This window comes from Paenibacillus sp. Y280 (genome assembly GCF_056786335.1).
Window position 1 is genome coordinate 178,898 of record NZ_JBXCIW010000006.1, and the last position, 14,279, is coordinate 193,176.

Consider the following 14,279-nt stretch of genomic DNA (forward strand, 5'->3'; position numbering starts at 1 on the left):
GGTGGCGAACTACTGTATCTTAGTGGGGAAAAGTGGGGCAAAGTGGTGGAAATAGGGGAAGGGGTGGGGTGAAGTCATGTTTATGGGTGAATATCAACATAGCATTGATGAGAAAGGCCGCATCATCATACCTTCGAAATTCCGTGAATCACTTGGAGCCTCGTTCATTGCTACCCGAGGTTTAGACAATTGCTTATTCGTATATCCCATGAGCGAGTGGAGCGTATTGGAGCAAAAATTAAAAACATTGCCGCTTATGAAATCAGATGCGCGTGCTTTTACCCGGTTTTTCTTTTCCGGTGCTACCGAATGTGAGCTTGATAAACAGGGAAGGGTAAACATACCCAGCCATCTTCGCGAATATGCGAAGCTGGACAAAGACTGCATGGTGCTCGGCGTCTCCGGCCGCGTTGAAATTTGGAGCAAGCAGACTTGGGACGGCTATTACGAGCAATCGGAGCAAACCTTTAACGAAATCGCTGAGAAGCTCGTCGATTTTGATTTCAACTTCTAGATTGAACAACAGGAATGGGAGGGCTGAGGCGTGTTTCAGCATATTACAGTACTTTTGGAAGAAGCGGTTGACGGTCTAGCTATTAAGCCAGACGGCATCTACGTCGATTGTACGCTTGGAGGGGCAGGGCATAGTGAGCTCATTGCGTCCCGATTAGGCGAAGGAGGGCGGTTAATCGCATTCGATCAGGATGACTGGGCGCTGGAAAATGCTCGCGTTAGGCTTGCTCCATATTTGGATAAAGTAACGCTGGTTAGAAGCAATTTCCGTGATTTGGAGCAAGAGCTTAGAGGATGCGACGTTCCAATGAAAGACGGCGTCCCTCAGGTCGATGGCATTTTGTTCGATTTAGGCGTATCAAGTCCGCAGCTTGACGAAGCAGAGCGCGGCTTCAGCTACAACCACGATGCTCCGCTTGATATGCGGATGGATCGCGAGGGTGAGCTCACAGCTCATGAAATCGTCAATACGTGGGATGAACGTGATATTTCCCGCATACTCGATCGCTACGGCGAAGAGAAGTTTGCCCGTTCAATCGCAAGAAACATCGTTAAAGCGAGAGAAAAGGCGCCAATTGAGAAAACAGGAGAGCTGGCTGAATTGATTAAAATATCGATTCCAGCCGCAACAAGGCGTACAGGCGGGCATCCTGCCAAGCGCTCCTTCCAAGCGCTGCGCATTGCCGTAAACGATGAGCTTGGCGCAGAGGAAGAAGCATTAGAGCAAACGATTCGCTGCTTGGCTCCTGGCGGCCGAGCATCCGTCATTACGTTTCATTCGCTTGAGGATCGCATATGCAAGCAAATGTTTGCGAAGTTTGTAGAGAAATGTACTTGTCCGCCCGACTTTCCGTTATGCGTATGCGGAAACAGCGGGACGGTGAAATTAGTTAACCGCAAGCCGATAGTACCTTCCGAGAGAGAGCTGGAGCTTAACCCTCGGGCGAGGTCGGCAAAGCTTAGAGTAGCAGAAAAATTGTAAGAGGGGGATTTGAATTGGCGTACGTGAATGGCAATTTAGCGCTGCAACCTAAGCGAAAGCAGGATCAGCAAACCGTTATTAAAGAAACGAAACGATTGGTTAAGACTCGCAAATCCTTACCGGTTCAAGAAAAGCTGTTGTACATGTTCACAATATTAATGTGCGTTGTAGTTGCTGGTGTCATTATTTTTCGCTACGCACAAATCTATGATATGAACCTCGACATCAAAAATCTCAAAAGCGAATACCAAACGATGAACATAGAAATGGAAGATTTGAAGAAGCAGGTTGAGATGCTGAGCGATCCTGAGCGCATACGCAAGATTGCCGAATCACAGGGGATGGTAAGCACAATTGAAGGCGGCATAACGGTAAACACCGGTGACGATGAGTTGAAAACGGCAATGAGTGATCAGGGTGAGTAAGATGAAAAAGAGAATTAGATTGCGGACACTGTTGTTTGGAGGGGTAATGACCCTCCTTTTTCTCATTTTAATAAGCAGAATCTATTTCGTGCAGGTAGTAGAAGGCGCCAAATATTTGGAATTGGCAAAGAAGAGGTGGTCAGCGGCTGAAGAGATTGTCGCTAAGCGCGGCACAATTGCCGATCGAAATGGCAATGTGCTTGCGATGGACACCATCACCTATAATGTTTCCGTTAATCCAGAAGTCATCAATAAAGAGGAGCTTACGGAAGACATTATTGACGGGCTGCATGAAATACTCGGCATTTCGAAGGATGAGCTTCGGAAAAATATAACCGCCAAAAAAGACGATGGTACATATGTTGTTAACCGGGAGATTCGAAAAGGCGGCTGGCAAATCGACAAAACGGTAGCCGATAAAATTAGAGCGTTCCGTAAAGAGTTGTCCAAAGAAAAGAAGTTGACTGGTGTCGGTATTGATTTGGCGGAAAGCTTGAAGCGCTATTATCCTAGAAAAACTTTAGCTTCGCAGCTCGTTGGCTATTTGGATCGTGAAGGTGCAGCGATGACAGGCGTTGAAGCTTTTTTCAACGAACAGCTAACCGGTACAAACGGTTTTATCAAGTATGAGAAGGACGGGAAGCGCGTTCAGCTCGTCGAGGGCGAAGTGGAATCTCAGCCCGCTAAGAACGGCCAAAATATTAATTTGACTATCGATAACGAGATTCAGCATTACGTAGAGGAGGCGCTGCAAGAAATTGTGAAGGTGTATGCGCCGAAAAGCGCGACAGCAATTGCTGCTGATCCCGACACGATGGAAATTTTGGCAATGGCAAATACGCCTCAGTACGACCCGAATGAATTTTGGAAAAACAATTCGAATTCCTATAACCATGCGATTAAATCATTGTACGAGCCAGGCTCAACATTCAAGATCGTAACGCTTGCGGCGGCCGTGGAGGAAGGCGTGTTCAATCCGGATGAAAAGTACAAATCTGGCCAAATCAAAATAAAAGGCATACCAAAGCCGATTCGTGATATTAAGCGAGAGGGCTGGGGGACAATTTCCTTTCTGGATGGCTTGAAGTATTCCAGTAACGTTGCATTCGTCAAGCTGGGATACGAGAGATTAGGAGAGCAGAAGCTAAAAGATTATTATACTAATTTTGGATTTGGACAAAAAACAGGCATTCAGCTAGGCAATGAACTGGCTGGCTCTATGCGTTTTCGGTATGCGAGCGATATAGCGATTGCTACCTTTGGACAAGGGGTGGTTACGGTTACGCCTATTCAGCAGGTAGCGGCGGTCGCAGCGGTAGCGAATGGGGGCAAGCTTCTTCAACCGCAAATCGTAAAGAGTATAACGGACCCGACTACTAAAACAACTAAAACCATTGAGCCGAAGGTCGTTCGTCAAGTGATATCCGAGGAAGCATCGCGCAAGGTCGGCGAATATTTAGAGCAGGTTGTCTCTGATGAGAAGAAGGGGACCGGTAAAAATGCGTATATTGACGGATACCGTGTAGCGGGGAAAACGGGTACAGCACAAAAGGTTATCAACGGAAAATATTCCGATTCGAAGTTCGTCGTTTCGTTTATGGGCTATGCCCCTGTTGATAATCCGAAAATCGTCGTCTATGTCGTTGTGGATGAACCGAATGACCCTCTCGTTGGGGGGGGGAGGGTAGCTGCTCCGGCGTTTAAGCAAATCGTACTGAAGAGCTTGCGCAAAATGGGCGTAGCGCCTAATTACCCTGCCGAGACGAATGACGCGAAGAAGGAAGTGTCAATGACGGTTCCTAAAGTAACCAAGCTTCCTATTGCTCAGGCAAAAGCTGAATTCAAAGCAAAAGCGATGACATTTGAACAGGTTGGGAATGGCAAGACCGTCTTGCAGCAAATTCCAGCGCAAGGCTCATCCGTTCATCCTACTCAGAAAATCTATTTAATTACGGAGCAGCGAGAGAAGCTGGCCATTCCGGATTTGAAGGGCGTATCGCTGCGCGATGCGCTTGAAATCACCTCGTTGATCGGCATTCGTCTTATTCCTGACGGGGAGGGCTTTGTCGTATCCCAGAAGGAGGAGACGTTGAATAACGTAAGAGTGCTGAAGGTTACACTCGCTCCGCCGCTTGGCGCAGACGGGAAAAAGGATGCGGCAGTGAAAGGTTCAGATTCCAATCCCAATGCGAACGCAGCTGGCGAGTAAGCTATAATTAAACACGGGCGAAGGCGGCTGCCTTCGTCTAAAGCTTGTTCTATCCTCCGCTTGTCCCGAATAATCTGGGAATGAGCGTCATTGAGCGCTCCTTCGAAACAGTCAAGCGGAGGGGGAACAAGTTATGAAGGTATCCAATGTAACGGTCAGACGACGTTTATTTATCGTACTTATATTGGCAGGGATCTCATTCCTCGCCTTATGTATCAGACTTAGCTATGTACAGCTTTGGCAGGGCGAGGAGCTCGCAAATAAAGCGGAAAATTCTTGGAGACGCGATATCCCGTATGTTGCCAAGCGAGGGGAAATTGTGGACCGCAACGGGATACAGCTGGCTTACAACGTCAGCTCGCCTACTGTCTATGCGATTCCCGTGCAAATCAAAGACAAGCAGGCTGCGGCCGCTGCCCTTGCGCCGCTTCTCGACATGTCGCAGGAGAAGTTATTCACGAAGATTAAAACAAAAAGCATGATCGTTAAGCTTGGGCCTGGAGGGCGGAAAATCACGCTTGATAAAGCCGAGCAAATTCGTGCGCTAGGTCTTCCGGGCATCGTCGTCGCCGAGGATAATAAACGTTTTTATCCGTATGGCAGCCTTGCGGCACATGTGCTTGGCTTTACGGGAATCGACAATCAAGGGTTGACGGGCATTGAAGCAAAATATAATACGGAGCTTAGCGGCATTGGCGGAAGCGTATCCTTTCTATCGGATGCGGCAGGCAGGCAGATGCCTAACTCCTCGGATACGTATGTTGAGCCGAAGGACGGGCTTACGATGCAGCTCACGATCGATAAGCAAATACAGACGGTCATGGAGCGCGAGCTTGATCAAGCGATGACGAAGCTGCAGCCAAATGGCATTATCGCCATTGCAATGGACCCGAATAATGGTGAAATTCTCGGAATGGCAAGCCGTCCTACCTATGAGCCGGATAAATACCGCGAGGTGCCGACGGAGGTTTACAACCGCAACCTGCCGATATGGATGACATACGAGCCTGGCTCCACCTTTAAAATTATTACGCTGGCTGCTGCTTTGGAGGAGAAAAAGGTTGATTTAAAAAATGAGCGTTTCTTCGATCCGGGCGCCATCGAGGTTGGCGGGGCAAGGCTTCGCTGCTGGAAGAAAGGCGGCCATGGCAGCCAGACTTTCCTGGAAGTTGTTGAAAATTCGTGCAATCCCGGCTTTGTCACGCTCGGTCAGCGACTTGGCAAGGAGAAGCTATTCGATTATATTAAAAACTTCGGCTTTGGCACGAAGACAGGAATCGATATTGGCGGCGAGGAGAACGGCATCTTGTTCAAGCTCAGTCAAGTCGGTCCTGTAGAGCTGGCTACGACGGCCTTCGGTCAAGGGGTATCGGTTACGCCAATTCAACAGATTACGGCGGTGTCTGCTGCCATTAACGGCGGTACGCTATACAAGCCGCATGTAGCGAAAGCTTGGGTTAACCCGGAAAGCGGCGCGACCGTAGAGACCGTTAAATCGGAGGCTGTGCGGAAGGTCATTTCCGAGGAGACGTCCAAGCAAGTGCGCGAAGCGCTTGAAAGCGTAGTGGCCAAAGGAACGGGACGTAATGCTTTCATCGACGGCTACCGCGTAGGCGGCAAGACAGGTACGGCCCAGAAGGTCATCAACGGCCGATATTCACCGAATGAGCATATCGTTTCCTTTGTCGGCTTTGCTCCTGCGGATGATCCGCAAATCGTCATTTACGTAGCAGTAGACAATCCGCAGGGGATTCAGTTCGGGGGCGTTGTAGCTGCTCCAATTGTCCGAAATATAATGGAGGACGCGCTGAATATTTTGGAAGTACCAGCTCGTGAGAAGCAGATCGATCGGATCTATAAGTATGGCGAAACACCAATCGTAACCGTACCTAATCTGGTTGGCAAAACGGTGTCCGATTTATATGAGGATCTGAACATGAATTTTAATCTTACATCCGCAGGCTCGGGAAGAACGGTTATCCGACAAGCACCTGCTGCAGGAACCCGTGTCGATCGCGGCTCCACGATTCGGATCTATTTAGGCGAAGAAGATAATATATCCCACTCACATTGACTATAATGGTAGTTAACGAGGGTGCTGAGAGCGGCGGCTTATCGTTACTCCGTCAGCGCTTTAGGGAGGAGTGGGGCAGATGCGTTTAAAGGATGTTGCAGAGCTGCTTGCAACCGCGCGGCTCATAGGCGATGGGGAAACGGAATGGAACGGCATCGAAACCGATTCAAGAAGCATCACCGAGGGTCAGTTGTTTATCTGCCTGCGAGGACATACCGTTGACGGCCATTTGTTTGCGCCTCAGGCGGCCGCTGCCGGCGCAGCCGCGCTTATTGCAGACCGGCAGCTGGATTTGCCAGTTCCACAGATCATTGTTAGCGACTGTCGACTTGCAATGGCTGTTATTGCTAACTATTATTATGCCTATCCAAGCCATGCTTTAAAATTAATCGGTGTAACCGGTACGAACGGCAAGACGACAACAACGTATTTGATTGAGCAAATATTAAATGATCAGAATAGGCCTACCGGCGTGATCGGCACGATCGAGCGTCGTTACGCGGGCCTGTCGTTCCCGATGACGAGCACGACCCCGCAGACGCTTCAACTGCAGCGTTATCTCGGCGAAATGCGCGATGCGGGCACGCAATATTGCGCGATCGAAGTATCCTCTCACGCACTTGAGCAAGGGCGAGTAAAGGGCTGTCGCTTTCGGACGGCAGTATTTACAAATCTTACGCAGGATCATTTGGATTATCATGAAACGATGAGCCGTTATGCGGCTGCAAAAGGATTGTTTTTTTCTAGGCTGGGTAACGAATATGCTTCTCAGGAGAAAGAGCGCTCCTATGCCGTCCTTAACGCGGATGACGCCGCTGCGGCAGAGTACGCGGAGCTGACGGCATCGGAGGTTGTAACCTACGGCATCGATAAGGAAGCGGATGTTCGCGCCTCCAATATTCGGATTACTGCGCAGGGTACCACCTTCCATGTGCAAACTTTCCGGGGAGAGACGGACGTTACGCTGCAAATGGCAGGCAAGTTCAATGTTTACAATGCCCTTGCCGCTATCAGCGCGGTCCTTCTGGAAGGAGTGGAGCTGGGGGCAATTGCTCGTAGCCTAAGCGCGATTCCCGGCGTACCTGGACGGGTGGAGGCTGTTAATGCCGGTCAAACGTTCGCGGTGATCGTCGATTATGCGCATACCCCCGACGGTTTGGAAAATGTGCTGCGAGCGATCCAGCAGTTTGCCGGGAAGCGAATCATTTGCGTATTCGGCTGCGGTGGCGACCGGGATCGGTCTAAGCGGCCGCTAATGGGAAATATTGCCGTCAAATATGCAGACTACGCTATAATTACTTCCGATAATCCGCGAACGGAGCCGCCGGAGCTTATACTTAAGGATATTGAGGATGGACTTATAAAGGGTAAAATCGATCCTTCCACATATGAATTACTTGCCGACCGCAAGGCGGCAATTCAAAAAGCGGTTGAAATGGCAAGCCAAGGCGATGTAGTATTGATTGCGGGGAAAGGTCATGAAACCTACCAGGATATAAACGGAGTCAAATATCCATTTGACGATCGAAAAGTAGCGAAAGAAGCGATAAGGGGAATCATACATTGATTAAACGTACGATCAAGCAAATTGCCGAGATGAGCGGCGCTAGATGGAATGGAAACAATAAGGAACTTATGATAACGGGTGTAACGACTGACTCGCGGCAGGCTGCTGCGGGCCGGCTGTTCATACCGCTTGTTGGCGAGCAGTTCGACGGGCATGCTTATTTGGAGCAGGCAATTCAAAACGGAGCCGTTGCCGCTCTCTGGCAGAAGGGACGCGAGGTGCCGGAATCGCTTTCCGATGTGCCGCTTCTCATTGTAGGGGATACGCTCGTTGCGCTGCAGCGGCTCGCAGCTGCCTACCGAAGCGAGCTCGTCGTGCGCGTTGTTGGCATTACAGGAAGCAACGGCAAAACAACGACGAAGGATATGACGGCTGCTATACTTGGAACCTCGTACAAGGTTCACAAGACGGAAGGCAACCTGAACAATCATATCGGCTTGCCGCTGACGGTTCTTCAGCTTGAGGAGGATACGGAAGTGGCTGTGCTGGAGATGGGAATGAGCGGCTTTGGGGAAATCGAGCTGCTTACGAAGATTGCCCAGCCGGATGCCGCGATCATTACGAACGTTGGCGATGCTCATCTTCTTCATCTGGGCTCAAGGGCAGGAATTGCCAAGGCGAAGCTGGAAATCGCTCTCGGCTTAAGCGAGGATGGCTTGCTGCTTTATAATGGCGACGAGCCGCTGCTTGAAACCGAGCTTGGACGCTCCGTGCTTCCGGCGGGTATCGTACGAAGAACCTTTGGATTAGCTGCCCATAACGAATGGTCGGCAGCCGATATCGTTATAGAATCAGAAGCCGCGTCGTTTACAGCAGTATATAACGGTACGCCCAGCGGAATGGGAACGATTCGAATCCCTGTACCCGGCCAGCATAACGTAAGCAACGCGCTTGCCGCTATTGCTATTGGCCGCTTCTTCGGCGTACCGGCTGCAAAAATCATCGAAGGCTTGCGTGATTTGAAGCTGACGGGGATGCGCATTCAGCCCGTTCGCGCTTTCAATGGCGCGATGATTTTGAACGATGCCTATAACGCCAATCCTACAGCCGTTCGCGCGGCTATTGATCTTGTTGAACAATTGGATGGCTATACTCGCAAATGGATCGTGCTCGGCGACATGCTGGAGCTTGGGCCGGAGGAGCAGACGCTGCACTTTGAAGTCGGGGCTTATATAACGCCGGGCAAGGCGGATGCTGTTCTTACTTTTGGACCACTAGGACAGCATATCGCGCAGGGTGTGAAGTCGCGTTTCCCGAATGCTTCCGCAAGCGATGTCGTTCGCCATTTCGAAGAGAAAGAAGAGCTGGTGCAGTGGCTTCGCAATAAGCTGCAGCCTACGGACATCGTCCTTATAAAAGGTTCACGCGGCATGCGGATGGAACAGATTGTCCAAGCTTTGGAAGTGGGGTGAGGAAATGGACATGATGGTCATTTTATTTTCAATAGGCGCCTCCTTTTTGCTAGCGGTTTTGCTCGGACCATTGTTCATTCCGCTGCTACGCCGCTTGAAGTTCGGTCAGCAAATCCGTACGGAAGGCCCACAAAGCCATCTGAAAAAAAGCGGCACGCCAACGATGGGCGGCATCATCATTATGTGTGCGCTCATGATCGCCTTTTTGAAGTTTTCCGATAAAACGGCGGAGTTTTGGGTGCTGCTGACAGCATCGCTTGGCTTTGGTCTTGTTGGCTTTTTGGATGATTATATTAAAATTGTTTTCAAAAGATCGCTTGGCCTCACCGCTAGACAGAAGCTGTTCGGTCAGCTGCTGTTTTCTATAATCGTGTGCGCGATGCTCTACAATATGAATCACAGCACGGAAATTACGGTTCCGGGTACAGGCTGGGGCTTTGATTTAGGCTGGTTTTACTACCCGCTTGTCGTAATTATTATGTTTGCTGCGAGCAATTCGGTTAATTTCACCGACGGGCTTGACGGTCTGCTGGCGGGAACAAGCGCAATCGCCTTTGGCGCATTCACTGTCGTCGCGCTGCAAACGTCGGCTCATGAATCGGCCGTTTTCTCTGCTGCAATGGTCGGCGCTGTGCTCGGTTTTCTCGTATTCAACAAGCATCCAGCGAAGGTGTTCATGGGTGATATGGGCTCGCTCGGCATTGGAGGCGGGATTGCGGCAGTGGCGATTTTAACGAAGACAGAGCTTCTGCTTATTGTTATTGGCGGTGTGTTTGTAATCGAAATGCTGTCGGTTATTTTGCAGGTAGGCTCCTTCAAGCTAAGAGGCAAGCGTATTTTCAAAATGAGCCCGATCCATCACCATTTTGAGCTGGTTGGCTGGTCCGAATGGAAGGTCGTAACGGTATTTTGGTTCGTTGGATTAGTGCTTGCAGCAATAGGGCTGCTATTTGTAATATAATTATAAGAAATGTAGCGAACAAGCGGCTGCCAATTTATTGGGGCCGCTTCATGTATCCATAGAAGGGACTGTCAGTTATGAATCATCCGGCATCTTATCAAGGCCGCCGAGTTGTCGTATTAGGCTTGGCTAGAAGCGGGGTTAGCGTAGCAAAAGTATTTCACCAATTAGGCGCAGATGTCGTTGTGAACGACATGAAGGCTCGCGAATTATGCCCCGAAGCGGATGAATTGACTGCTTTGGGCATTTCTGTGCTGTGCGGCAATCATCCAGACGATCTGATAACGGAAGAAACGGCGCTATTGATTAAAAATCCCGGCATACCTTACTCGTCTCCGCCTGTACAGCGTGCGGAGGAGCTGGAGGTTGAAGTGATTACAGAGGTAGAAGCTGCATATTGGCTTTCACCTGCCCCTATCATCGGGATTACAGGCTCAAACGGCAAAACGACGACGACGACCTGGATCGGCGAGATTTTAAGCGCAGCCGGCTTAAAGCCTATCGTTGCGGGTAATATCGGCCGTCCACTTTGCGAAGCGGCCTTGGAGGCAACGCCAGACCAGTGGATCGTTGCCGAGCTCAGCAGCTTTCAGCTAAAAGGCACAAGCGATTTCCGCCCGTATATTGCGCTGCTGCTTAATATCGCGGAGACGCATCTGGATTATCATGGCGATATGGACGACTATGTCAACTCCAAAGCCAAGCTGTTCGATAACCAAACCGAGGATGATGTAGCTGTCGTTAACTGGGATGACCCGGAATGCAGAGCGCTGTCCGTGTTTCTAATTGCTCAGCAGCTGCCTTTTTCTCTTTACGAGCGACTTGAAACAGGCATTTGCATTGAACCGCCATACGAGCTGGACATCATAGATTCGCTGGAGCAAGAAGCGGCTAAAAATAGACAAATCGTATTCCGCCAGGGAGAAGATATGGAAACAACGATTTTGCCAGTCTCTGCGCTTGGTATTCCAGGACGCCACAACGCGGCTAACGCGCTTGCGGCTATTGCAGCCAGCTTAGCTGCAGGAGTTGCTCCGGATCAGCTTATAGCGCCGCTCAGGGAGTTTGATGCCGTAGAGCATCGGCTGGAGTTCGTGCGTGAAGTAAACGGAGTCAAATATTACAACGATTCCAAGGCGACTAATCCAGTCGCGACTACGATTGCAGTTCAATCCTTCGCTGCACCGATCGTGCTTGTAGCAGGAGGACTCGACCGGGGCTCCGACTATATGGAGCTGGTGCCTTTATTCCGCGAACGCCTCAAAGCGCTCGTTACATTTGGCCAGACAAGCGAGAAGCTTTCCCGAGTAGCTGAGCTTGCAGGTTTAGGCAAGGTGGAAATCGTCGAACCTAGTGAGGACGCCGAGTCCGTCCTGCAACAAGCGGTGAAGCAAGCAGCAGCAATGGCTGAGCCTGGCGATATCGTGCTATTATCGCCTGCATGCGCAAGCTGGGATATGTTTGCCTCGTATGAGCAAAGAGGGCGCATTTTTAAAGATTCGGCGCATACCTTGTAAGTAGGGGGCATGTCCCTACTTTCCCATGCTAAGAGGTGTGTTCGCTATGGCCAAAGCGCGTTCTGCCCCGGATATTTGGATGCTGTCTGCAATTGGACTCATTCTCGCAATCGGGTTGATTATGGTATACAGCGCTAGTGCAGTGCTAGCTTTTCATGAATTCGGCGATCGTTTCTACTTTGTGAAACGTCAGGTTATATTTGCCGCATTAGGCATAGGTGCGTTACTATTTACAATGAACACGCACTATACCGTATGGAAAAAGTGGGCGCCGATGGCGTTGATCGTTTGCTTTGGACTGCTGATGCTCGTTCTAATACCCGGAATCGGCGTCGTTCGCGGCGGTGCCCGCAGCTGGCTTGGCATTAGCTCCTTCGGTATTCAGCCGTCGGAATTTATGAAACTGGCTATGATCTTGTTTCTGTCGAAATGGCTGTCTGAGAAGCAGCAGACGATTACGTTATTCAAGAAGGGACTAATGCCGCCGCTTGGTTTGGTTGGACTAGCCTTTGGCTTAATTATGCTCCAGCCTGATCTTGGTACCGGCGCGGTAATGGTAGGCGCATCCTTATTGCTTATTTTTACAGCTGGCGCGAGAATGGCTCATTTGGGCGGCTTGGCGCTTATCGGTGTTGCTGGTTTTATCGGACTGGTTATAGCAGCACCGTATCGTTTAAAGAGAATTACGTATTTCCTTGATCCATGGGCTGATCCGCTAGGCGGAGGCTATCAAATTATTCAATCGCTATATGCGATCGGACCCGGCGGATTAGTAGGGCTTGGTCTTGGAATGAGCCGTCAGAAGTTCAGCTATTTGCCTGAGCCGCAAACGGATTTTATCTTTTCTATATTGGCCGAAGAGCTAGGTTTTATTGGCGGGGCTACGCTTATCTTGTTATTTTTAGTTGTCGTTTGGAGAGGCGTACGTGCGGCAATCGCCGCCCCGGATACTTTTGGCAGCTTGCTTGCTGTTGGGATTACCGGTATTGTCGGCGTGCAGGTGCTTATTAATATTGGCGTCGTCATCGGCATGATGCCGGTAACGGGCATAACGCTGCCGCTCGTCAGCTATGGCGGTTCATCGCTCACGCTTCTATTGACGGCACTGGGCATTTTATTGAACATCTCTCGTTATTCGAGGTGAGGTTGGATGCCTTATCGGAGCGGCATGAGCTTATTTTCGAAAATAATGAAATCAAATGTCCGGCTTCTGAATCGTTTGCGGCTCGCTATTAGGCGGCTGCGGCTATTCAAGCCGGATATTGCTGTCGATATGGCAGGCTGGAACAATGATACGACCTACATTCGAAAAGTACAGGCAATTCTCGTCGGCACGAAGCAGCCGCGGGTATTGGCTGATTTGTATAAACGGCTCTAATCATAAACAAAAGGCAACAGCAATTGCTGTATGTGAAATAAGGCTCTTTCCGAGCAATGGAACTGACTGTTCAATATGGGCCATTGTCACACAAGAGCCTATAAGGGCATAGGATACACTATATTCGTGACCGTCACCTGAAAGGAGCGGTTATTGCAACTAAACGATCCGGCTGCAGCGTTTTAGAGCTTGCAATCGGAGAGCAGCGAATGGTTTTATTATCCTTTATTCAGCAAGTCATGTGCATGCGACCGGGTTTTGCTATGCAAATCCCAAGCTATGCTTACGAGGCAGGCTTTGCCCTGCAATCCTTAAGGAGGTTCAACTAATGGAAGCATTTAAAGCGGAATTGAAACAAGCCAATCTTGGCGAAGTTTTGTACAACGAACCGCTCTCGAACTATACAACATGGAAAATCGGCGGTCCCGCTGATATATTAATCCTCCCTCGAAGCAGAGAAGATTTAGTTTCTGCGGTTCGTTTGGTGCAAAAGCATCAGATGCCATGGACTAATTTGGGCAGAGGCTCAAACATGCTGGTGAGTGATAAAGGCATTCGCGGAGTTGTCATTAAACCGCACAGAGGGTTAGATTACGTGCGATTTGAAGGATCGCTGGTCATAGCTGGCGCTTCGTATTCTTTAATAAAGCTATCAGTCATGGCGGGTAAGGAAGGTCTGACCGGGCTTGAGTTCGCGGGGGGAATTCCAGGCACGGTAGGCGGAGCCGTCTATATGAATGCTGGCGCGCATGGATCGGATGTGTCACGTATTTTTAAGTCAGCTGATATTGTACTGGATACAGGAGAATTGGTTCGCTACGAACGTGATGACATGCATTTTTCTTACCGTCATTCGATTCTGCATGAGCAAAAGGGCATCGTCGTTGAAGCCACTTTTGAACTGGCAGAGAAGGATAAGAAGGAAGTCCTCGCTGAAATGGCCTCTTATAAAGAGAAAAGATTGAGAACGCAGCCGCTGCAGCTTGCAACTGCAGGCAGCGTGTTCCGCAATCCGCCTAATGATCATGCCGCTAGACTTATTCAAGAGGCGGGACTCAAGGGTGAACGCCTTGGCGGGGCGCAAGTATCGGAGCAGCACGCCAATTTTATCGTAAACACCGGGCAAGCAACAGCTGAAGACGTTCTCGCCCTCATGACTCATATACAAAGCACCGTTCAGGACCGCTTCGGCATCCTGCTGGTGCCGGAAGTATTGGTGGTGGGTGAGCGGTAATTCGGAG

General features: G+C 49.9%; 12 protein-coding genes. All 12 read left to right on the forward strand.

Annotated features, from left to right (window positions below; genetic code table 11):
• The first annotated feature begins 76 nt into the window (after window positions 1-76).
• The 12 genes from mraZ (at window position 77) to murB (ending at window position 14,272) form a co-directional block, all read left to right on the forward strand.
• The gene (gene mraZ, locus AC1TPC_RS10330) at window positions 77-514 is read left to right on the forward strand and encodes a division/cell wall cluster transcriptional repressor MraZ (protein ID WP_482066772.1); all 438 of its coding nucleotides are present in this window, start codon (window positions 77-79) and stop codon (window positions 512-514) included.
• 30 nt (window positions 515-544) lie between these two features.
• Entirely contained in the window at window positions 545-1,495 is a 951-nt protein-coding gene (gene rsmH / locus AC1TPC_RS10335) for a 16S rRNA (cytosine(1402)-N(4))-methyltransferase RsmH (RefSeq protein WP_482066773.1), read from the forward strand.
• Window positions 1,496-1,518: 23 nt separating this feature from the next.
• Window positions 1,519-1,920, forward strand: a complete 402-nt coding sequence (gene ftsL, locus AC1TPC_RS10340; protein ID WP_482066895.1) for a cell division protein FtsL — start codon at window positions 1,519-1,521, stop codon at window positions 1,918-1,920.
• A gap of 88 nt (window positions 1,921-2,008) precedes the next feature.
• Window positions 2,009-4,129, forward strand: a complete 2,121-nt coding sequence (locus AC1TPC_RS10345; protein ID WP_482066774.1) for a penicillin-binding transpeptidase domain-containing protein — start codon at window positions 2,009-2,011, stop codon at window positions 4,127-4,129.
• 133 nt (window positions 4,130-4,262) lie between these two features.
• On the forward strand, window positions 4,263-6,203 hold the full coding sequence (locus AC1TPC_RS10350; RefSeq protein ID WP_482066775.1) for a stage V sporulation protein D: 1,941 nt from the start codon (window positions 4,263-4,265) through the stop codon (window positions 6,201-6,203).
• Between the two features lie 79 nt (window positions 6,204-6,282).
• Window positions 6,283-7,770 carry a UDP-N-acetylmuramoyl-L-alanyl-D-glutamate--2,6-diaminopimelate ligase gene (locus AC1TPC_RS10355; protein WP_482066776.1) on the forward strand — a complete coding sequence of 496 codons (1,488 nt, stop codon included), beginning with the start codon at window positions 6,283-6,285 and terminating at the stop codon, window positions 7,768-7,770.
• Window positions 7,767-9,182, forward strand: coding sequence for a UDP-N-acetylmuramoyl-tripeptide--D-alanyl-D-alanine ligase (locus tag AC1TPC_RS10360; RefSeq protein ID WP_482066777.1), 1,416 nt, complete (start codon window positions 7,767-7,769; stop codon window positions 9,180-9,182). Before AC1TPC_RS10355 ends, AC1TPC_RS10360 begins: the two co-directional genes overlap by 4 nt.
• 4 nt (window positions 9,183-9,186) lie before the next feature.
• On the forward strand, window positions 9,187-10,143 hold the full coding sequence (gene mraY / locus AC1TPC_RS10365) for a phospho-N-acetylmuramoyl-pentapeptide-transferase (RefSeq protein ID WP_482066896.1): 957 nt from the start codon (window positions 9,187-9,189) through the stop codon (window positions 10,141-10,143).
• Between the two features lie 77 nt (window positions 10,144-10,220).
• Window positions 10,221-11,660 carry a UDP-N-acetylmuramoyl-L-alanine--D-glutamate ligase gene (murD, locus tag AC1TPC_RS10370; protein ID WP_482066778.1) on the forward strand — a complete coding sequence of 480 codons (1,440 nt, stop codon included), beginning with the start codon at window positions 10,221-10,223 and terminating at the stop codon, window positions 11,658-11,660.
• Between the two features lie 46 nt (window positions 11,661-11,706).
• Window positions 11,707-12,804, forward strand: coding sequence for a stage V sporulation protein E (gene spoVE / locus AC1TPC_RS10375; protein WP_482066779.1), 1,098 nt, complete (start codon window positions 11,707-11,709; stop codon window positions 12,802-12,804).
• 6 nt (window positions 12,805-12,810) lie between these two features.
• On the forward strand, window positions 12,811-13,038 hold the full coding sequence (locus tag AC1TPC_RS10380; RefSeq protein ID WP_482066780.1) for a hypothetical protein: 228 nt from the start codon (window positions 12,811-12,813) through the stop codon (window positions 13,036-13,038).
• 328 nt (window positions 13,039-13,366) lie between these two features.
• On the forward strand, window positions 13,367-14,272 hold the full coding sequence (murB, locus tag AC1TPC_RS10385) for a UDP-N-acetylmuramate dehydrogenase (protein ID WP_482066781.1): 906 nt from the start codon (window positions 13,367-13,369) through the stop codon (window positions 14,270-14,272).
• Window positions 14,273-14,279: the final 7 nt, after the last annotated feature.